This is a genomic window from Peptococcaceae bacterium 1198_IL3148 (genome assembly GCA_036763105.1).
GTDB lineage: Bacteria > Bacillota > Desulfotomaculia > Desulfotomaculales > Desulfohalotomaculaceae > JBAIYS01.
Window position 1 is genome coordinate 34,933 of the sequence record JBAIYS010000016.1, and the last position, 22,091, is coordinate 57,023.

Here is a 22,091-nt window from a genome sequence, read left to right on the forward strand (position 1 = left end):
TATTACTAAATTTTGCGGTTAATGTGTGTCGGGCTAGTAACGAGGAGAGTATAGCAAATGATGAATAATCAACAGAATTTTAACACTGAAGCGAAAGAGAAACGACCTGATGTTGTAGAGCTAAGCGTAGGCGATAGCTCTTATCTTTTGGTTACTCCTAACGCAGATACTGACTACATTCAGAAAAAACTACATAACGAGCACACACCATATGAGTTCGAAATGCTTAAGGATATGCAAAATCGCCTTTCAGTAGATGACCTGGTAATAGATGTGGGCGCTAATGTTGGTAATCACACCTTATACCTTGCTAGTGTTGTAGGATGTGAGGTTATCGCCATTGAGCCAAATGAAACCCTAGCCGAAGCAATTATAGAGAGTGCAGCCCTCAATGGCTTAGCGGATCGCGTGCATGTGGAGAAAGTTGCCGCAGCACTCTCCGAAGGATATGGTAGATTTGTCCGTGAGATTCAAGAAAATTTAGGTGCTCAATCTGTTGAGTTGGGCGAAGGTAACATTCGTGTGATGCCACTGGACAGTTTGTTGTTACCCAAGCCAGTTAAAGTAATCAAGGTTGATGTTGAAGGTATGGAACTTTTGGTGTTGCAAGGAGCAGAAACCTTATTGCGTAACGATCGGCCAATGCTCTATGTAGAATGTCAGACAGATAGTGATTTCCGCAGTGTAGTGAATTGGTTGGATACTCTAAATTATGGCTATTGGGACACATTTAACGCTACACCGACACATTTGTTTCTGCCGAATGAACAGGTTGATATTCAACGTCGTGTGTCACGCTTGCAGTTTAAGGAAGTGCTAGGTTCTTATCAGGAAAATCAAAAACTTGCAAATTTAAGGGCTAAACTTGATAATGCTAATAAAAAGTATCGTGAAGTAAATGAGCGATATGCACAACTCAAAGAACAGTTAAGAAAGGAAGAAAACGCTAGAAAAGTTGCAACCGAGAAATTTGTTATGTTACAAGCACAACTTGAAACTGCCGTGCAGGCGTTAAAAAATGAACAGGATGCACGGCAAAAAGAGGTTGCCGAGTTGACTGCAGCAGTAAAGGCCGATTTAATAGCTACGTATGAAGCACAGAAACAGATCAATAAGATAAAGCCTACACTTGAAGCTGCTACTCAAGCACTAAAAGAAGAGCAAGTTCTTTTAGAAGAGGCAACGCTGGAGAAGATAATAGAAGAAAAAACGGCAGAATTAAAATCGATCAAACAAAGTCTAGAGCGGGCCAATCAGAAATATCGGGAAGCCACTGGTGTGCAAATTCCAGCATTGAAATTACAAATTACCAGCTTGCAAAAGCAACTAGCAAAGGTTACAGCTGAGCGGCTATCAATAGAGAAAAGGCTAATCAAAACCCGTGCCAGCCTTACGTATCAACTTGGCTATCAAATTAAAATGGCGGCCACCTCTGTGCGAGGATTTGTTCGTCTACCACTGGCTCTTTGGCGAATATATAAACAGGCCAAAAAACGTCGTGGGATTTCACAAAAAAAAATTGTTGAAACAGACCAGAACAGGCCGTCACAGCACAAGAAAAAGTTCCTTCGGCCACAGATAAATCCACAAGTGACACCAGCACTAATCAAAGAAGAGAACCAGTCACAGGTAAAAGCATTGCAGGTTCAAGGTAATCGGACCACAATTAAGGTCGCCTGCATTATGGACGACTTCTCATTTGGATGTTATCAGCCTGAGTGCAGACTACATCAACTTACTCCGGACAACTGGCAGGCAGAACTAGAAAGTTTCCAACCAGAAATATTGTTTATAGAATCCGCTTGGCGTGGTAAAGACGGACTTTGGGGTGGTAAGGTTGGGCATAAAAGTTCGGAGCTACAAGACATAGTTCGATGGTGCAAAGATCGTTCTATACCAACAGTGTTCTGGAACAAGGAAGACCCAGTTCATTTCCAGACCTTTCTAAACACTGCAAAACTGTTTGATTACGTTTTTACTACCGATATTGACTGTATCCATCGATACAAAGCAGCGTTGGGCCATGAGAGGGTTTACTTATTGCCCTTTGCCTGCCAACCTGCGGTGCATAATCCTATTGAGCTTTACCGGCGCAAGGATGCTATTAGTTTTGCAGGTGCCTACTATGTGCGTTATCCAGAACGAACCCGGGATTTGGAAAGCTTTTTGCAAGCGTTGCCAGAGTTTAGACCTGTTGAAATTTATGATCGTAATTATGGAAAAGACGATCCAAATTATCAGTTCCCGGCTGAGTATCAGCCTTATATTGTTGGCACCTTGCCCTTTGATAAGATAGATATTGCTTATAAAGGCTATCAGTATGCAATTAACCTGAACTCTATCAAACAATCGCAATCAATGTTTGCACGCCGTGTGTTTGAGCTACTGGCGTCCAACACCATCACGATTAGCAATTTTTCACGTGGCTTGCGATTAATGTTTGGTGATCTGGTTATTACCTCGGATAATGGTAACCAGTTAGTTCAGCGGTTGCGAAATGTGGTTGATAATCCTGAAAAAGTAGGTAAGTTTAGGTTGGCTGCTCTACGCAAGGTTATGCAGAAACACACCTACCAACAGCGGTTACATTATATTCTTGCTAAAGTAAGGGGCAAAGCAATAGAAAAAAGTTTTCCAGAGATTGCGGTATTGGCAAAGGCGACAAATCAAGCTGAAGCCGACAGGTTAACTGAACAGTTTTTGGCACAAACCCACCCGACAATAAGCATGACATTGGTTACTACTGATAATGTACGGAAAATAGATGATGAGCGGGTGCAGTATATAACTGAAAATGAAGTTGCGGATACTCAGGTAAGCGACGTTGCACGTGGTGCTACTTGGCTTACATGCATGTGCGCCAAAGATTATTATGGCCCCAACTATTTACTGGATATTGCTCTTGCGACACATTACAGTTGTGCTGAACTCATTGGTAAAGCGGCTTACTATGAGGTTGCCGATAAGAATATACAGTTGCAACAGGTAGATGCAACTTATAGACCTATTGCAACATTACCTGCTCGCAGGTCTGCCATAAGAACAGAACTTGTGTCTACAGAAGCCCTGCATCAGTGGCTAGACAACCTGTACGCTTATGAGCATGAATGTGCCAAGGGGTTGGCTATTGATCCTTATAACTACTGCTGTAATGTTGGCGATATTGCATTAGAACAGGTCAAGGCAGTTGTTGATGATCTGCCGGATCTAGATCTCGGTCTAAGCATTGAACAGTTGCAGTCGCTGGCGGAAAGTATTCAACCAGCTAGTAAATCTAACGGTGAAGTGCTATTGGGACCTAACAAACTGGCAAAACTGTTTGCTAAATGTAAAAGTAAAAAAATTAAGGTTACGCCGACTGACACAGCAATGGTGCTTCGCTCTAAATTGGGTGATGGTAAACATGAGTATCTTTATGCAACTGAAGATTTAGAACCTACTGTGCTGGTAAACGGTCGAGAACTTAAATGCTACCTAGACACCACACCTGGTCTCTCAGTTAGTTTAGTTATATTGTTTTTGGATGCCCAGAAACAACGCATTAATCATGTTATTTTTCAGGCTAACCGTAACGGTACAACAGAAATTCCACCGGAAACAACTTGGTTACGTTTAGGACTACGGGTGCTCTCCGGTGGCGAGACAGAAATAAAAGGCATTGTAGTGGGTCATCGTGACCTGCAACCGGCTGAAGTAATAGGTAAGGCAGAGTACTTATTACTAACCAATAACTATCCTGCTTATCATGATCTTTACCGCAATGGTTTTGTCCACAGTCGTGTTAAGGCCTATGCTGAGCGCGGTGTTAAGGTTGATGTGTTCCGTTTGCGTAACAACGAGCCTTTAAATGCTAACGAGTTTGAAGATATCGATGTGTTAACTGGAGATGCAGCAGCATTAGATAAGATGATATCATCTGGTCGTTACAAAAGTGTGCTGGTTCATTTTTTAAGCCCTGAAATGTGGCAAGTACTAGAACAGCATATTGACAATGTTAGGGTTGTGGTTTGGTTACATGGTGCAGAAATTCATCCTTGGTATAGGCGTGCCTACAACTATACAACAGATGCAGAGCGTGATCTTGCTAAAATAGAAAGTGATAAGCGCATGGGCTTTTGGAAAACAATACTTAACCCAATGCCTGCTAATCTACATCTGATTTTTGTCTCGCAGAGTTTTGCCAATGAGGTGTTTGAGGATTTGGGATTTGATATACCAGAAACTCAGTATAGCGTTATTCATAACCCAATAAATACTGATAAGTTTGCATATAAAGAAAAGCCAGCGGAACAGCGCAAAAAAATATTGTCAATAAGGCCATTTGCTTCACGCCAGTATGCGAATGATTTATCTGTACAGGCTATTCTTGAGCTCTCAAAAAATCATTTCTTTAATGAATTAGAGTTTAAAATTATTGGTGACGGAAAACTATTTGATGAGACTATAGCACCGCTACGCCAGTTTAACAATGTTTCAATTGAGCAGCGTTTTTTAACCCATAGTGAAATTGCTGCGTTGCATAAAGAGTATGGAGTGTTCCTTTGTCCAACACGGTGGGATTCACAAGGTGTGTCTCGTGATGAGGCTATGTCATCTGGACTGGTGCCAGTAACCAATGCTATTGCAGCTATACCTGAATTTGTTGATCAAACTAGTGGTGTTCTTGCACCGCCCGAAGATGCTAATGCCCTGGCTGAGGGTATTATGGCTTTGTATAAAAATCCGGATAAATTCGTCTCTATGTCGAGAGCAGCATCCGAGCGGGTTCGTTGTCAAAGTGGTGCTAAAAAAATAATTGAACAGGAGTTGCTCATTATACAAAGTTCGTCGATAATGCCGACGGTAACTAAACAGGGGTTGAACAGATGAAAGTGCTGATTTTTGGAAGTTGCGTTACCCGTGATGCATTAGAATTTGATGATAGTCAACAGCTAGAACTTGTTAATTATTTTGCTAGAAGCTCATTGGCAAGCGCTTATTCCAGAAAATCGGTAAAAGGTATTGATCTTCAGAAGATTAATTCTTCCTTCCAAAAGCGCATTGTAAAAGCTGATTTAGAAAAAAAGTTTCAAGAATATTTAAGTACAGCTGTATTTGACATTTTAGTGTACGACCCAATTGATGAGCGTTTTCCTCTTCTCAAAATGCAAGGTGGGGAAATTTGCACATTTTCTAATGAACTTGCACAAACGGAGGTTTACAAGTATGTAGAAGGTATTGAAATGATAGCTTCTGGGTCAGAAGAGTTCTATCGTTTGTGGGAACGGGGTTGGAGTGCGTTTATTACCCAGCTTAATGCGGTTGGTAAATTAGATGTTTTACGTATAAATAAGGTTTTTTGGGCTAGTCAATCTAAAAGTGGTGAAAAGTATCTCCCATCGTATAGTCAAGAAAAGATTGATATAGCCAATAAGTTTCTTGATAAGCTTTATAAACGAATGGCACAGGATTTATTGAAATCCCAGTTCTATAATTTTGAAAATGATTTAATGGTTGGTGCTGATATGCATAAATGGGGGAGGAGTCCGTTTCATTTTATTGATAGTTTTTATAAACAGCTTGTGAGCAAGCTGAAATCCGAATCTTGTTACAAAGACCAGCAGATATTTTCAAGTGACACTTATAAAAAAGCCAGTGTTTTATGTCAAAAAGTAGAATCAGCTCTAGTTGAGAGAAATATTACTAATATCGTCCAGGTAGGCGTGACTAACGCGGTGGTGGTTGATCTAGCAGATTGTAATAGCGAAGCAACGGTGAAACTGGAGTCTAATGGGCAAGTGTTCCTTGAAGAAGATCATATTAGAGCCTTATTTTCCGGGGAAGGAAGTACATACCAGCTAAAAATAAACTTTCCTTCACCATTAGAATTAGCTAACGGATTATCGGTTGACTTTAGGTTGTCAGGTTGGGTAGACATTAGTTATTTAGCTATTGGCCACACGGCTGGAAAAACGTTCAGACATGTAAAAATTCCAAACCCCTTGCAGGAGGATTGGGTCACTTTTTCAGTGGGGTGGAACGACTTGATATTTGGTCTCCAGAATGATTGGGAGGTTTCAGCACCTTCGGTAATAAGTGATTTGAGACTGTATGTAAAGGGTAGACCAAATCACCAAGGGGCTTCAATTGATGCACGTTGGGCGGCGGCTTGGTTAGAAAAAATAGAGGGTTTAGCAAGAAAAACTTATTTTTGCGGTTTATATAAAGAATCGTCTACAGATCATTCTAAGATGGCAACTAAAGAAAGGCGTAATAAGCTTTTTTTAGCAATTCAAAAGTATTTTAAACGCTGTAATCCAAATATTAAACAACATGTTGAAAGGTTTTTTGCGAGTGGTGATTTTCCGCTGACTGGGGATGCTAGCTTATATTGGTCGATTGACCAGCCGCTACCAGAAAAATTTGAGGAAGTTGGAACATATCGTTATCTATGGCACGCTATGCAACCTGCCATATCTCTTATGGTTTATGCAAGAGAAACCAAGACTATGGCATCTATATTTGCGGCACGTGACTTTATATCCGATTGGTTGGAGAGAAGCTTCTTTAATCCTGATCCAGATCGCAAGTTTGCATGGTATGACCACGGCACAGCCGAGCGCCTACTTGCCCTACTTTTTTTGTACGAACTGGGTCGTGAAAATAGTTTTGATTATCGATTTATGTCACGTATCCGGCTAGCGATATTTAGACACGGACAATTGTTGGAATCTGAAGCATTTTATGCATTCTATCAATCAACGCGTTATCATAACCATGCTTGGTTTCAAGATATGGCATTGATTGCTACTGCAATCGCGATGGATGATTTTCCATGTGCTAAACGGTGGCTGGAATGCGGTATGTTTCGCTTAACAGACCAACTTAACAAGTTAATAGTAAGAGATAATGGTTTCGCTATTTTTGTTGAGAATTCTATTGGTTACCATCATGGTATTCAGCGGCTGGTGGAGTTTGCAGGTGAGCTAGTTCAAATATCTGGTCGTCCTTCGAGTATCCCAACTATAGCTAATGAGTTAAACGCTTGGTCCGACTATCTTCGCTATCCTGACAAACGTAGTCCTTCTCAAGGCGATACTTTTCGCCTCCCGAACGTGACGGGTAAAAAAGTACGGCGTGGTAGAGTTTATCAACAACCGCATTGTCTAATATTGCCTAAAGCCGGGTACGCTGTGGTAAAAGGTAATCATGAACAGGTGCCGTTTATGTTATGTATGTTTGCAACATCCTTGAGCAAAACCCACAAGCATGAGGATAATCTTTCTATTACGTTATTTTTTGATGGGATTGAATGGTTAATTGACCCGAGTTTTTATTCTCATGAATATAAAAGTGATATTCCAGCCTATTTACGGAGTGCATTAGCACACAATAATATTGCCATACCAGGAAATAGTTATTCTATAGAGCCAGAGTTGGCATATATAAAGGGTTCAAGCGATCAAGAGAGCTTTGAACTATTTGGTGAGCATAATGCTTATTCAAATTATAAAGTTTCACGTCGCATCACAGGTCAAGTTTCAATGCTTAATATAAAAGGCTTTGATTGTGTTGAAAATTTATCTAATGATAATGAACAAGGAGCATACTTAGTTTTTCATCTAGGAGAAGGTGTAAAGGCTAAGGTTGATGAAGATGCTGTTATACTATTACATGCTGATTCTTGTTACCAACTGAGGTTGGAATGCTCAATTAGTAAACCAGAGGTGTATAGTGGTTGGGATAAAGAAGCTGATTTCAAAAGTGTTGCGGGGGCTGGGTTTATGCAGATTAATGACACATACACTGTTGGTTACCAAATAGAAATTGGTCATTCATGTCAATGGGAACTTAAGGTGGTTAAAAGTGTGTAGGATAATAACCCATTTTAAAGGAAATGCACTCAGTTTAGTAGAGATTCTTCACAATGTTTAAGGTCGAGAATTAAAAGATTAGTGTGCTCATTTTTGCTAGAATAATAAAAGGTTTCCCCAATAAGAAACAAAGAAATGAAGATAAGGTCTAAGGGTGATCAATTATAATGTTTTTAGCCAATACTTTTCGGTGGTTTTTATCTGTTGGTATCAAGTTTGCCCGTGTGGTACCAGGTCAAACTCTTTCGGTGGTGTCTGCTACCCTAATCTCGGAGGTCGCTTTGCTTCTTGCATCTTTTTTACCACTAAAGGTCATTATGCTCCTGGCTTCACCAGGAGTTCCGAGTTATTTTCCCCAGGTGTTTCTAGAGTTTGACAGGACACAATTAGTTTTATTGTTGAGTGTAACCGCGATTGCTTTCTATTTTGTATATCTATTAGCGGAAAAATTGATAGGTTATTGGGCAGATTGTGGTGCTCAACTTTTATTGCAAAAAAGCAAAAAGATTACCCTTTTCGAAAATCAGGTTGAAGTTGCTGTTATGGCGTATAAGCGATACACACGTTGCCTCGCCGCGGGAATATTTGCAGGACTTGCCTTTCTAATTCTGGGGATAATTTACCCATTATTGACAATGCTGTTACTTGGGTCTGGCGTGGGAGTTTATTTAATTTTTGTCTTTTTGTATCTTGTGAACCATTCTTTCTGTGTACGAATGTATGAAGGCTTGGGTGAAGTAATAGGCATGGTTGGGCAAGCAGGGTTTCTGCTCACCTTTGCATTTATAGTGATGGATTTTCTTTTTGGTTCCCCACCGGACTTGCTGGTTGCCATTATTTCTATAGTGTTGGTTCGCCAGGCATTAAATAAGTTAGTAGTTCTGGCAAAAGATTTTATTGCGTTAAAAAAACAACGGCTAAAGATTACTGCTTTGTTTTTTTATGGACATACTTTAATGGATGAGAACCCCAAAAATGATAGTGGGTTTTGGCCATTGTTAGAAGTTAGTCGTTGTAAGGAATGGATCCAGTCGGTTTTGGTAGAAGCTACAGGGGTCGAGGTAAAAGGCCTGCGAATATCTTGGCATCAAACCGGGGTAGCTGACGTAGTGGCGTTTGATATCCAGGCGCCCAATAAGACAGAAGCATTAGTTAAGCGTTATTTGGTGAAGCTGTTTCATACTAAACGTCAGGCACTGGCTATTCATGAGGCAACTTTGTTGATGGCCTTTGAGAGCGGAGGTTTACCAGTACCGCGTTTTTATGGGGTGCAAAAGGTTGATAGTTACAACTGTCATATTTTTGAGCTGTATAGTGGGACCAAGCCTTCACCGCAAGAGGCGAAGTATGGTGTACGTTTTTTGTTGGCGGAACTCTGGTCCATTGAACCACCTAAAGACATCGTAAACCGTTTCCGTCGTTCCCGTCCGTTGCTGGCTGAGAGGATTAACAGGAAAATGATTGACCGACTGCTGATTATAGCTGAACATTCGGATTCTGTTGTAGAAATGAAGCGTTTAAAGCAAAAGCTAGATGTAATCAGGGAAATACTGTCAGACTTGCCACTTTGCATCTATAACCCGGATCTAGTTGCAGATACCATGATTGTTTTGGAGAATAATAAGTTTATGGCCACAAACTGGGGCAAATGGTCTCTAGAGCCAGTGGGCGCTGGTTGGCCGTTAAGTAAACAAGAGTGGGAAATCTTGCCTGAGTTTTTTTCCTATGCAGCAAAAAAGAGACCTACACTAGATGGGGTTGCTATCAAGAAGATTCGTTTATCCGCATTGATGTTTGCTTTTGAGCGCTTTTATGAGCGCCAGCAGTTTATTTCTGCTATCGAACTTATACCACTAATCCTAGAGTGTGTGGAAGAGGTGGGGGAAGGTATTGGGAAATGATTGTGTAACGAGTTTTGAATGATTGCGCGTATATTGGAAATCCAAGATGTTGCAGGCGCAGGTCGTCAAGTTAAGGTATTTCTTTGTATGCATTAAGTACCCAATTGGAAGCCTATCCATTTTGTGTATAAACATGGAGTTACAATTGAGTCTTTATATTTCTACAGATGATAGATATGCGGTATCGGTAGATATTGGCGTGAAACACTAGAATTATTTGTTTCAATTATTCACTACTGATTAAAATAAGCTATTTGGGTATGCTGCAACAGGCTTAATATTATGGTATCAGATATGCTAAGAGTTTAATTTCTTGTAACTATATATTAAATTATTGGGGGGCACATATGAATTACCAAACAGAATATGATAATAACTTACTTTTACCCGATGGTGTATTTAAATTTAAAAACAGATATATTATCTACTCTTTAAAAAGAGGTTCCTCAAATAAATTATATGTGGTTTTTTCTGGCGTAGATAGTACACCTGGATTTACTAGGATGTCATACTACGGACTTAGGGATTCCCTAGATGGCAATGTTCTACACATTAAAGATAGCTTTGGCGCACATGGATGTTATTTGTTAAACGTATCTGGGTGCAATCAAGTTAGAAATGCAGTACTAGCTCTTCTAAAAGAATCAATCAACCAGTTAAATATACCTAGAGAGAGTTTGTACTTAGTGGGGACATCAAAAGGTGGAACTATTGCGTTAGCTTACGGAATGATGTTGGGCTTTGGAAATGTTATAGTGGGGGAACCACAAGTAAGAATTGGAGACTTCTTGTTTAGTAAAGGATGGAAGAATGCAGAATATTTTAAGAGTATAGCTTATGTAATGACTGGTCGAATCAATGAAGAAGGTAAAGAATTATTAAATAGCAAGTTTAAAGAAATAATTGCTCAATGTGGTAGTAGATTTCGTGGGACCATTGAGATTATTACTGGAATAAAAACTTTATACTTAGAGAATCATGTAGATTACTTTATTCAATATGCAAAAGAGTTTGGGGTTGATGAGTCTAGAATTAATGTAGAAGTGATTGATATTGAAAAACATGATGATATTGTTGAGCCTTTTTTAAGAAGGGTTAATGAAACTTAAATTATAAGTGAATAGCAAACTAAGTTAATAAATTGAAATATTAGCTAGCAACTGACTATTTATAATGTTTACTTGCTGTAGCTTTTCATTAGTGCTTCTATGATTTTGAATAAGAAAATAAACACTGTTTGATACTTTGTTGATTACAACGTTCTTAATATTGATTTGGCTTAAGTTTATAGAAAGAATGAAGGGGGGTGTCTAAAGTAATAAGGCATTATAGAATACCATTATTAATATTGGTTGATACAATATTGATTAACCTTGCCATAATTATTCCATACTTAATACGTTTTGAAGGTAATATTCCAGCACTGTTTCTTGAAGGTATGTATGTTTTAATGCTTATTGCTACCCCTGTATTAATACTTATTTTTTACTATACAAAGCTATATCACCGGGTTTGGTCCTATGCTAGTACCGATGAATTAATAGCGATTATACATTCGATCAGTGCTGGTTCCTTAGTTATTATATTTTTAACATATATGGTAGAAACCCATATACCAAGAAGTATTATTCTTATGTTTTGGGCCTTCTGTATTATTTTTATCAGCGGATCAAGATTTGCTTGGCAACAGTATATAAGATCAAGAAATAAGGGTAGACCAGATGCACCGACTACTAATAAAAAGATCTTAATTTATGGTGCTGGGGATGCCGGGGCGCTAGTAGCTAGAGAATATAAAAACCACTATAACGGCAACCAACCAGTGGTTGGCTTTGTTGATGATGATTATAGTAAACATAACCTTTCTATACACGGTCTATTGGTGCTGGGCGGTCGAGGGGATATTTCAAATATTGTAAGTAAATATGGTGTTAATGAAGTGATTATTGCCATGCCATCGGTAGCAGGAGCAGAAATTAAAGAAATAGTAGAGATTTGTAAAAAACATGTACCAAGCGTTAAAATTTTACCTGGTGTTTATCAACTACTTGATGGTAAAGTTACTCTAAGCAAAATAAGACCGATAGATATTGAAGATTTACTAGGCCGAGAACCGGTGCAAGTTAATCTCCAAGAAATCTCATTGTATCTTCATAAAAAAGTGGTAATGGTTACCGGGGCTGGTGGTTCAATAGGTTCAGAACTTTGTCGCCAAGTTTGTGAATTAGAACCCCAAAAGCTTATACTATTAGGTCACGGCGAAAACAGCATCTATGAAATTTGGTTGGAATTAAGAGAAAGTTATCCCAATATTAACCTAGCAGTGGAAATAGCAGATATTAGGGATAGAGATAAGCTGCAGCTGGTATTTAGTAAGCATAAACCAAATGTTGTATTCCATGCAGCGGCCCATAAGCATGTGCCGCTAATGGAAATGCACCCGGATGAAGCAATAAAAACCAATGTCTTTGGTACTAAAAATGTAGCAGAGTTGGCAGATCAATCAAATTGTGATGCCTTTGTATTTATATCCACAGACAAAGCTGTTAACCCATCCAGCGTAATGGGTGCCACCAAACGCATGGCTGAACTGATAGTACAAAATATGTTTAAAGGTTCAAAAACAAAATTTGTGGCAGTAAGGTTTGGTAATGTTCTTGGTAGTAGAGGTAGTGTGGTACCAATATTTAAAGAGCAAATTGCAAAGGGCGGTCCGGTTACAGTAACTCACCCAGAAATGAAAAGATACTTTATGACCATACCAGAAGCAGTTCAGCTAGTTATTCAAGCTGGCGCCATGGCTCAAGGGGGCGAAATATTTGTCCTGGATATGGGTGAGCCAGTTAAAATAGTTGATTTAGCTACTAACCTAATAAAGTTGTCTGGATTTGATCCCGGTAAAGATATAGAAATTAAATATACTGGTGTTAGACCAGGAGAAAAATTGTTTGAGGAGCTGCTAACAGCAGAGGAAGGTTCCGCCAGCACCCAGCATAAACGGATATTTGTGGCTAAGCCGGTGGAAATAGAACATACAGCATTAACAGAAGAAATAATGAAGTTAGCAGAAAAAGATGTACTGGATAACGGCAGGGTATTTGAAAGCTTAGCACGGATTATGCCTAATTTTATCAGTTATCAGAAGGCTAATTAGTTTGTTATAGTATTGCCTAACTTTATTGGAGGTATTAGGATGACCTACTTAAAAATTAAAAGGTTAATAGATATTATTTTTTCGTTATTAGGTGTAATTTTATTATCTCCAGTATTTCTAGTTTTAGTTATAGCGATTAAGATAGATTCTAAAGGTCCAATTTTGTTTAAGCAAAAAAGAGTGGGGATTCATAAGAACCATTTCAATATATTGAAATTCCGTACTATGTTAGTTGACACTCCCAAGGATACACCAACACATCTTTTGGAGAATCCCGATCAATGGATAACGAAGGTTGGTAAGTTTTTAAGAAAGACAAGTTTAGATGAGTTACCCCAGATTATTAATATCCTTAAAGGTGAAATGAGCATTATAGGACCAAGACCCGCTTTATGGAATCAGTATGATTTAATTGAAGAAAGAGATAAATATGGTGCCAATGACATAAGACCAGGACTTACCGGTTGGGCACAGATTAATGGTAGAGATGAATTGCCCATTGAGGTTAAGGCAAAACTTGATGGGGACTATGTACAAAGGATTGGCCTCTTAATGGATATGAAATGTTTTTTCGGAACAATTGTTAGTGTTGTTAAGGGTGATGGAATTGTTGAAGGAGCAACTGGAACACTAAAAAGTGAGACTGAGAAATCAGTAAATAAGTCGTTATAAAATTGAGGTAGACCATGAAGATAGTTGTTATATGTCATTATTTTTATCCAGAAATTGGGGCACCTTCAGCAAGAATATATGAAATGGCTAAACACTGGGTGGAGCTAGGTAATGACGTTCATGTTGTGACCTGTTTTCCAAATCATCCAACAGGAGTTATACCAGATGAATATAAGGGAATTAAATATTTGCATGAAATGTTGGATGGTATTCATGTGCATAGAAACTACATATATGCAACCCCAAATAAAGGATTTGTTAAGAAAACATTGGGACATATATCTTTTATGCTTTCATCAGTGTTATTTTCTATGAATAAAATAAAAAAACCAGATGTTATCATCACAAGTTCTCCTACCTTCTTTTCAATTTTTTCAGGTTACTGGTATAGCTTGAGAAAAAAAGTTCCCTTTGTGCTAGAGATTAGAGATTTATGGCCTGCGGCTATGATTGAATTGGGTGTTATGAAAAAAGGGCTTATTACCAATATATTAGAGAAAATGGAGTTGTTTTTCTATAAAAAAAGCAATCGTTTAATTATGGTAACCGAGTCATTTAAAGATAATGTTGTTATTAGAGGAATTGATGCTGAGAAATTCCACGTAATAACCAATGGTGTAAATCGAGAGTTGTTTTATCCAAGGGTGAAGAACAAATATTTGGTAGATAAATACGATTTAAAAAATAAATTTGTTATCTCTTATGTAGGAGCACATGGGATCTCACAGAATTTAAGTGTTATTTTAAAGGTGGCAAAAGAATTATTAAAAGAAAAAGATATTCAGTTTTTATTTATTGGCGAAGGGGCAGAGAAAGATAAGTTAAAGGAATTTGTTAGAGAACAAAGTATTACTAATGTCAAATTTATTGATTCGCAGCCGAAAGAAATGATACCTGAATTTTATAGTATCTCAGATATATGTTTAGTGCCGTTAAAAAATATTGAGCTGTTTAAAACATTTATTCCATCTAAAATGTTTGAGATAATGGCCTGTGGTGTTCCTATTGTTGCAAGTTTAGAGGGGGAAGCAGCAGATATTTTAAATAGCTCTAAAGCGGCTTTAGTTGTTGCACCTGATAATCCGGTAGAAATTAAGGCTGCAATACTTAAATTAAAAAATGACAAGGTTTTATATAGTGAGTTCAAGGAAAACGGACCGGCTTTTGTGGAGCAGAACTATTCGAGAAATAAGTTGGCTGAAAAGTACCTAGAGATTATAAGCAACATATAGAGGTTGATTAGCATGATTTTACTAACGGGAGCAACGGGTTTTTTAGGGGAGTTTGTTTTAAAGGAACTAGTGGCCCGAGGTCATGAAGTTACTTGTTTTGTAAGAAAAACAAGCAATCTTAACAATATAGAAAAATTAAATGTTAAATATGTTTATGGAGATTTGAATAATTATAAGTCTATTTGCGAGGCATTAAAGGCAAAGGATGCATTTATTAACATAGTAACTTTAGGTTCAGGTAATGGGCCTAAAATTGTAAATGCATGTATGGATATGAATGTTAAGCGTGCCATTTTTGTCAGTACTACCGGGATATTTACAAAGTTAAATCCTAAAAGCAAGGCAATCCGTTTAGAGGCCGAGAAATTAATTAAAGAAAGTAGCTTAGATTATACAATTATTAGACCTACTATGATATATGGAACACCTAGAGATCGAAATATGTGGCGGTTAGTAAAATATTTGGATAGGCTAAGTATACTTCCGATATTAGGAAACGGCACCTATTTACAGCAGCCTGTGTATGTTGAAGACTTAGCTGGTGCTATTGTGAAAGCATATGAAAAATCAATAAGCATTAAAAAAGCTTATAATATATCTGGTGCAGAACCACTAACATATAATGAAGTTGTTGATACTACTGCAAAGGTTTTACGTAAAGAAGTGATAAAAATTCATATACCGATGAATTTGAGCTACAATTTGTTAAAAATTTACGAAAAGATTACTAGTAAGCCAATTTTGAAAGCTGAACAGGTGTTAAGACTTAATGAAAATAAAAACTTTTCTCATCAGGAAGCAAAGGCAGATTTGGGATATGAACCACTGAGCTTTGAAGAGGGAATAAAACGTGAGGTGGAATATTTAAGTTGAAGAAAAAAGTGATGGTGGTATTTGGCACAAGACCAGAAGCCATTAAGATGTGTCCGTTAGTGAAAGAACTAAAGACTAGAGAATCATTAAACACAATAGTATGTGTTACAGGACAACATAGAGAAATGTTGGATCAGGTGCTGGAAGCTTTTAATGTTGTTCCAGATTATGATCTATCCATTATGAAAGCAAAGCAGACATTGTTTGATGTTACTATAAGCATTTTAGAGAAAATGAAGACTGTGTTAGAAGAAGTAAGGCCAGATGTGGTTTTAGTCCATGGAGACACCTCTACAACTTTTGTAACTGCATTGGCCTGTTTTTATATGCAGATTCCTGTTGGACATGTTGAGGCAGGGCTTAGAACATATAGTATATATTCGCCATACCCAGAGGAATTTAATCGGCAAGCTGTTGGTATAGTAGCAAAATACAACTTTGCCCCTACGGCGATGTCGAAGGACAATTTGGTGCGGGAAGGAAAAGATCCGGCCACAATTTATGTTACTGGTAATACTGCTATTGATGCCCTTAAAACAACAGTTAGGGAAGATTATGCCCATCAGCAATTAGAATGGGCAGCAGACAGTAGACTAATTATGATAACTGCCCATAGAAGGGAAAATCTTGGCGAACCAATGAAAAATATGTTTAGGGCTATTAAGAGAATTATTGATGAACATCCTGATATAAAAGCTATATATCCAATACATATGAACCCAGTGGTGCGAGAAGCAGCAAATGAGATTTTGGGTAAGTGTGAAAGAATAAGAATTATAGAGCCGTTAGATGTGTTGGATTTTCATAATTTCCTTGCCAGATCTTATTTAATACTGACAGATAGTGGCGGCATTCAAGAGGAAGCTCCAAGTTTAGGCAAACCGGTTCTAGTTATGAGAGATACCACAGAGAGACCTGAAGGAATTGCTGCAGGAACACTGAAGCTAGTTGGAACAGATGAAGAGGTTATCTATAAGACCTTTAAATTATTACTTGAAGATAACAACGAGTATGAAAAGATGAGCCACGCCAGTAATCCATATGGTGATGGTTTTGCCAGCAAGAGGATAGCTGATATTTTGGCAGAGGACTGAGGGGGTACTTTTTTATGTAACGCATCCAAGCTCTATTCACTTGATGCAATAACTAGATGGGGCTTTTCTCATCCTGCCTCCTCCAACCGGTCTTTTGGCGATGCTGGCCTGTTTCGCTATAACTTGTTCACAAATTCCAGACTGATGCCGTCGGTTACTGCGTTCTCAATTTTATAGGCCAGTGTACAGGGTGCGGGATTACTTATAGAAAATGCACTTTCCCAGCTAGCTATCATAGGTTGGTACATCATCTTAACACTACTGCTCGTAGAGGTATATAGTAACGCCAAATGTCGGGTAATAGTGTTCCTAACACCGACATTTGACGTTAAATTACTAACTAGTTAGACTTAACCCTCTTTTATATTTAGATTCATTAGTAGGCTCTAGTTCTGGCACATTTAGTTCTAAGTAATCGGATAATAACTTTAGGTTAACCCGGTGGTGATAGTCAGATTTTAGTTCCATTTCTATTTGATATTCTTGGTGACTGGTATCATTAAAACCTTTATATTCCACATCATCAAATACCATTTCAAATTTAACATTATTTTTGAATACTGATATTTGTTTTCTGTTATTTTTAATGGTTAAGGTATTTTGGAGACGTGTCCAGATGCTTGATTCCTTCAGTTCTGGGAGGTACTTAACAATATAGTCTTTATAATTGTTAATGTCGTTTTCTTTTATGGTTAACTCATATTCAAATCGTTGGCTTTGGCTTTCTTCTTCGTATTCTTCATGGTTATTTTTCCTAGTAGGGGTTTTTATTGTTAAAATGTAGTTTGTGCCTTTATTCCTAATTCTTAATGTTCTGTTTGAACCATATAAGATTTTATCATCGGTATCATAGTAGTAATCTTCTTGTTTAGCAACTGTATCTGGTTCTGAAATTTCATATTCTTCCCAGTTCTTTAAAACAGTTAGTACCTTATCAAAAATATTACTTGCCGGTACAATATATTTTTTTTCAATCTCTATATGATTTCGGTTATTATATAGTTTTACTAAATTATTGATATCATCTGTAGCTGCAGACTGTTTGTCATCAATTTCTTTAAGACATTTAAGAAGTTCTGTGTTTATAAATACCATGTTCTTGTCACCTTTCATGTCTTCAGTAACGATTTGGGCAATTTTAAATAGGTCACTGATTGTACCGTTATTTCTAAGCACCCAAATATTATCTTTTAGGTCTTTGTAGATTACATGCCCTACTTTATTCTCTAACCAAAAGTATTCATCGTTAAGATCGGTTACTTGATAGTTATAATTTTGTAATATTTGTATAAGTTCCTTTTTAAACTCTTCTATATCAGTATCTGTATTGTCGAGTAACTCTAGTTGAGCATACTTCTTTCTATCTATAAAAACTGTGCATAAAGCTGATAATATTGCATCATTATGTTTTTTCCATTTAGAAAATAGGGCAATTAAGACAGCGTCGTCTAAATCAACATATTCTTTCACAGTGATTTCTTTACCTTCGAATATAGAGACGATAGCTTCGGGAAGATATGCTTCCCCTAATAGTTTCTGATTGTATAATTCATAAGCTCTGCGTAATATTTTTTTAACGACTAGCTCCATTTGGCATTTAAAATTGTGGTAGTAAACTTGCCCGTGCATTTGGTACCTTGCTAATAAATAATCTTCTATTATTGGCAGGTATTTTTCTAATACACAGACATAGAAGTTATCTTTGTGTACGGTAATGGTTAAAGATTTAATTAACCGAGATATATCAAACTGGCCTAAAGAAACCCCTGTAAAAAATGAGTCTCTGAGCAGATAGTCCATTCTGTCGGCGTCTAATTGGCTACTGATAAGTGAAGAAAGTATAAAAAATAAATCAATTTTTTTAGAGGTTCTTACATCAAATTTATTGTCTTTTACCTCTCGCTCTTTCTTAATTAATCCTGCCAAATCATTTGGAAAATCTGAATCAAAGTTTTTTACTAGCACTTTATAAATATTACTTGCTGGTGATGTAATTATATCTGTGGTCCAATCTTCATGCATTTTTTTATAATTGCTATTTGGTAATGCATTTTCAAACGCGTGAGAAAACGGGCCATGACCTATATCATGTAATAAAGCGACCCCTAACGCTAGTTGAACGTCTCTTTGATCAATTTCGATATTCATGTCTGCAAGGATAGGTGTAAAGTGGTCTATCATCATTTTCATCACATGGAAGGTACCTATAGAATGAGCAAATCTTGTGTGGTCTGCTGATGGAAAAAGCATGTAGGCAGTACTTAATTGACGAATTCTTCTGAGCCTTTGGAATTCCGGTGTATCTATTATTTGCAAAAAATTTTCTGGGATAGAAATATCGCCGTGTACAGCATCCCTTATTATTTTCCCCTTAATATGACTGTAATTTTTTATCATAAGTCAACACCCCAAAATTAGAAACTAACTAAGGTTCTTCTCCATTCAAAGGGATAATCCTTTTAAAGGAAAAATTTAATTTGAGTAGAAATTATTGTAAAAGAACTAATAGTAAGAAATTTTAATATTTAGGTGGTGGCTAATATCCCTGGGCTATTTTTAAGAAAAGACAAAGAGGATTGGGAAGTTAAAAACCTTTTCTATTTAGCTACAAAATCAAATGATTTTAAATATAAGGCTAATAGATGGTTAGAAGAAGCTGAAGATTTATATAGGACAAGTTTTCAAAGGGATGTTGGAAGGATACTATATTCAAATGCTTTTAGGCGGCTCCGAACAAAAACACAGGTATTTTGTGATCCTAATACCCAACATAATAGGACTAGATTAACACACACAGTGGAAGTGGCACACCTTTCTAGACAAGTTGCCAGAACGTTACGGCTAAATGAAGATTTAACAGAAGCAATTGCTTTGGGTCATGATTTAGGACATACACCATTTGGGCATGCCGGTGAAAGGGCATTGAATGATTGCCTAAGTGATAAAGGTGGTTTTTCACATAATGCACAGAGTGTTTGGGTAGTTGAAAAATTTAATCATAATAGGCAAATTAATGGAAGGTGTATTCCCGGTTTGAATTTAACATATGGAGTTAAAGAGGGAATATTAAAACATACTAAACTAACAACTAATCTTAATGAATATGAAAAATTTCATCCAGAAGATTTACCTACTTTAGAAGGTCAAGTAGTAAATATTTGCGACACATTAGCATATTTATATCATGATATTGATGATGGCATAAGAAATAGTTTTATAAATAAAGATGAAGTAAAGTATATATGGTCACAAAACACAGACTTGGATTATAATAGATGGTACCATCATTTAATTAATGATTTAGTTAATAATAGCTTTGAAAGAGATGTAATAAAGTTTAGTGATGGAATTGAGAAAACTATAAAGGCATTAAAGGAACTACTTAAAGAGAAGGTTATAATGTCAGGAAAAATAATGTCAGCGGATAATAAGGCTTATGAGCTAGTATGTAGTATGTATGAAATATTAATTAATAACCATGAGTTAATACCAGATAATAAAGATAATAAATACAAAATGGATAATTTTGGGGCAGCAAATTACTCTATCATCTGACAAGATTAGATAACCTAGATTCAATACTGGAAAACGGTTTACTATCAAGAAAATTTATTAAAGAAAATAACATGAATTTTTCTGATGTCGCTGATCAAGAAATCATATCAAAGCGTACGATGCTTGGTTTGGATGACTATATTCCTTTTCATTTTCATCCGTATTCATCTTTTGATGTAGCAGTTAAAAGTGCACATACAGATAAGGAATTTATCTATATATGTATTACCCGAGAATTAGCAAAAAATAATAATTTTAAAGTACTGCCTATACACCCACTTTCTAAAGAACAATGTAAATTATTGGAGTATGATGAAGGATTCAATGCTATAGACTGGGATACGATGCATACTCATAGGGGGTAATACCAGCTAAATATTTTCAGTGTATTTATGTAAAAAATAGAGATACTAGATTACTTATTAAGGAAAAACTAGAACAAAAAGGGATAAAAACTCAACCACCCTATGTGAATGTTCAAAAATGGTTTTAGAATAGTGGGGTGTTAGAAAGGGGTGAGACTGTGATTAGTTATACAACTGGAGATCTATTAAAATCCCCAGCAGAGGCTTTGGTAAATACTGTAAATTGCGAGGGGTATATGGGGAAAGGTATAGCTTATCAGTTTAAATTACAGTTTCCCGAAAATAATAAGGATTATGTAAAGGCATGCAAAAAAGGGGATCTTAGAGTCGGAAAATTGCATTATTTTAGAGAAAAAGGGAAAATAGTAATTAACTTTCCCACTAAAGATAAGTGGAGAGCAAATTCTAAGATTGAATATATAAAAGATGGACTTGATGAATTAGTCTTGTTAATCGACAGGCTAAATATAAAGACTATTGCTATACCTCCGCTTGGCAGTGGTAATGGAGGTCTTATTTGGGGTGAAGTTAGAGACATAATTGAGCAAAAGCTTTCAGTATTGAGTAATGATGTGCAAATTATCATTTATGAACCATCTAAGAGTTATGTATCACAACCCATTGCAGAGCCAAAACTTAGTTTGTCTGCGCTTGTTCTTATGGAAATGAAAAAACGGCTAAATCATTTTAATACACTGCGGTTGCAAAAAACAGCTTATTTTTTAAACATATTTTCTTCTCAAAACTATTTTAATTTTAAGAGATATAAGTATGGCCCATATGATAATTCTATAGCAATAATAAGTAAAAACATAAAAGAATTTCAGAAATATCACAACGTAAAAGACACGAAAGAGGCATATGGAATTCTATATAATAAGATTGTTAGCGGTCATGTAGAAGCTAAGTTAACTCAACTACTGCCGAGTATTGAAAAAGCTGCTAATTATGTAAATTCTATTAATTCAAATCATGAGCTAGAGTGTTTAGCTACCATAATGTTTTTAATTGATGAACAAAAAGGGTTATCGCAAGGTGAAATATTAGAACAATTTAAACTATGGTCTGAGGATAAAGCAAAAAGATATACAGATAATGAGATTTTGGAAGGGATTGATAGGTTATACAACTCAAATATTATAGAAAAAGACTTATTGGGTTGTTACAAAATAAATATGGGTTAGATGGATGACTCAGGGGGGGCGGTTCTTGGTTCTTGCGGTTCAAAATACAACTTAGAGTGATAAAGTTTGGGCAGTTGTATCGTAATTGTCAAAAAATCTGCACATAGCAACTGCCTTTAAGAACTGAGATAATAACCTCAAGAATATATGAGGGAGGAATTCTCATGACCCTTGAAGAGCAGTCCATGATCAGGCGCCAGCAAGTAAA

The 22,091-nt window shown here is 36.9% G+C and carries 13 protein-coding genes; 12 read left to right on the forward strand and 1 reads right to left on the reverse strand.

Going from position 1 to position 22,091, the window contains the following annotated elements:
• Positions 1–57: 57 nt before the first annotated feature.
• From V6C27_13285 to wecB, 9 genes are all read left to right on the forward strand, one after another.
• The gene (locus V6C27_13285; protein ID MEG6617379.1) at positions 58–4,869 is read left to right on the forward strand and encodes an FkbM family methyltransferase; all 4,812 of its coding nucleotides are present in this window, start codon (positions 58–60) and stop codon (positions 4,867–4,869) included.
• Positions 4,866–7,853 carry a DUF6270 domain-containing protein gene (locus V6C27_13290; protein MEG6617380.1) on the forward strand — a complete coding sequence of 996 codons (2,988 nt, stop codon included), beginning with the start codon at positions 4,866–4,868 and terminating at the stop codon, positions 7,851–7,853. Before V6C27_13285 ends, V6C27_13290 begins: the two co-directional genes overlap by 4 nt.
• Before the next feature lie 167 nt (positions 7,854–8,020).
• Positions 8,021–9,754, forward strand: a complete 1,734-nt coding sequence (locus V6C27_13295; GenBank protein ID MEG6617381.1) for a hypothetical protein — start codon at positions 8,021–8,023, stop codon at positions 9,752–9,754.
• A 347-nt stretch (positions 9,755–10,101) separates the two neighbouring features.
• Entirely contained in the window at positions 10,102–10,863 is a 762-nt protein-coding gene (locus V6C27_13300; GenBank protein MEG6617382.1) for an accessory Sec system protein Asp2, read from the forward strand.
• A gap of 254 nt (positions 10,864–11,117) precedes the next feature.
• Positions 11,118–12,908 (forward strand): nucleoside-diphosphate sugar epimerase/dehydratase, encoded by a 1,791-nt coding sequence (locus V6C27_13305; GenBank protein ID MEG6617383.1) that lies wholly within the window; start codon positions 11,118–11,120, stop codon positions 12,906–12,908.
• Between the two features lie 39 nt (positions 12,909–12,947).
• The gene (locus V6C27_13310) at positions 12,948–13,580 is read left to right on the forward strand and encodes a sugar transferase (GenBank protein ID MEG6617384.1); all 633 of its coding nucleotides are present in this window, start codon (positions 12,948–12,950) and stop codon (positions 13,578–13,580) included.
• Between the two features lie 14 nt (positions 13,581–13,594).
• Positions 13,595–14,812, forward strand: coding sequence for a glycosyltransferase family 4 protein (locus tag V6C27_13315; protein MEG6617385.1), 1,218 nt, complete (start codon positions 13,595–13,597; stop codon positions 14,810–14,812).
• Positions 14,813–14,824: 12 nt separating this feature from the next.
• Entirely contained in the window at positions 14,825–15,685 is an 861-nt protein-coding gene (locus V6C27_13320) for an NAD(P)H-binding protein (protein MEG6617386.1), read from the forward strand.
• 11 nt (positions 15,686–15,696) lie between these two features.
• The gene (wecB, locus tag V6C27_13325) at positions 15,697–16,779 is read left to right on the forward strand and encodes a UDP-N-acetylglucosamine 2-epimerase (non-hydrolyzing) (GenBank protein ID MEG6617387.1); all 1,083 of its coding nucleotides are present in this window, start codon (positions 15,697–15,699) and stop codon (positions 16,777–16,779) included.
• Between the two features lie 336 nt (positions 16,780–17,115).
• Here wecB and V6C27_13330 read toward each other — a convergent pair whose 3' ends face one another.
• Positions 17,116–19,176 (reverse strand): CYTH domain-containing protein, encoded by a 2,061-nt coding sequence (locus V6C27_13330; protein ID MEG6617388.1) that lies wholly within the window; start codon positions 19,174–19,176, stop codon positions 17,116–17,118.
• Between the two features lie 132 nt (positions 19,177–19,308).
• On the opposite strand from V6C27_13330, the gene dgt reads away from it, so the two are divergent.
• The 3 genes from dgt to V6C27_13345 all read left to right on the forward strand — a co-directional run bounded on the left by dgt (position 19,309) and on the right by V6C27_13345 (position 21,883).
• Complete coding sequence (gene dgt, locus V6C27_13335; protein MEG6617389.1) at positions 19,309–20,334, forward strand: dNTP triphosphohydrolase; 1,026 nt, start codon at positions 19,309–19,311, stop codon at positions 20,332–20,334.
• 26 nt (positions 20,335–20,360) lie between these two features.
• Positions 20,361–20,699, forward strand: a complete 339-nt coding sequence (locus tag V6C27_13340; GenBank protein MEG6617390.1) for a DarT ssDNA thymidine ADP-ribosyltransferase family protein — start codon at positions 20,361–20,363, stop codon at positions 20,697–20,699.
• Positions 20,700–20,857: 158 nt separating this feature from the next.
• Positions 20,858–21,883 (forward strand): macro domain-containing protein, encoded by a 1,026-nt coding sequence (locus V6C27_13345; GenBank protein MEG6617391.1) that lies wholly within the window; start codon positions 20,858–20,860, stop codon positions 21,881–21,883.
• The last annotated feature ends 208 nt before the right edge of the window (positions 21,884–22,091 follow it).

Excerpts from the sequence above, each read along its gene's own strand:
- V6C27_13285 (MEG6617379.1), top strand. The coding sequence starts at position 58 with ATGATGAATAATCAACAGAATTTTAACACTGAAGCGAAAGAGAAACGA.
- V6C27_13290 (MEG6617380.1), top strand. The coding sequence starts at position 4,866 with ATGAAAGTGCTGATTTTTGGAAGTTGCGTTACCCGTGATGCATTAGAA.
- V6C27_13295 (MEG6617381.1), top strand. The coding sequence starts at position 8,021 with ATGTTTTTAGCCAATACTTTTCGGTGGTTTTTATCTGTTGGTATCAAG.
- V6C27_13300 (MEG6617382.1), top strand. The coding sequence starts at position 10,102 with ATGAATTACCAAACAGAATATGATAATAACTTACTTTTACCCGATGGT.
- V6C27_13310 (MEG6617384.1), top strand. The coding sequence starts at position 12,948 with ATGACCTACTTAAAAATTAAAAGGTTAATAGATATTATTTTTTCGTTA.
- V6C27_13315 (MEG6617385.1), top strand. The coding sequence starts at position 13,595 with ATGAAGATAGTTGTTATATGTCATTATTTTTATCCAGAAATTGGGGCA.
- V6C27_13320 (MEG6617386.1), top strand. The coding sequence starts at position 14,825 with ATGATTTTACTAACGGGAGCAACGGGTTTTTTAGGGGAGTTTGTTTTA.
- wecB (MEG6617387.1), top strand. The coding sequence starts at position 15,697 with ATGGTGGTATTTGGCACAAGACCAGAAGCCATTAAGATGTGTCCGTTA.
- V6C27_13330 (MEG6617388.1), bottom strand. The coding sequence starts at position 19,176 with ATGATAAAAAATTACAGTCATATTAAGGGGAAAATAATAAGGGATGCT.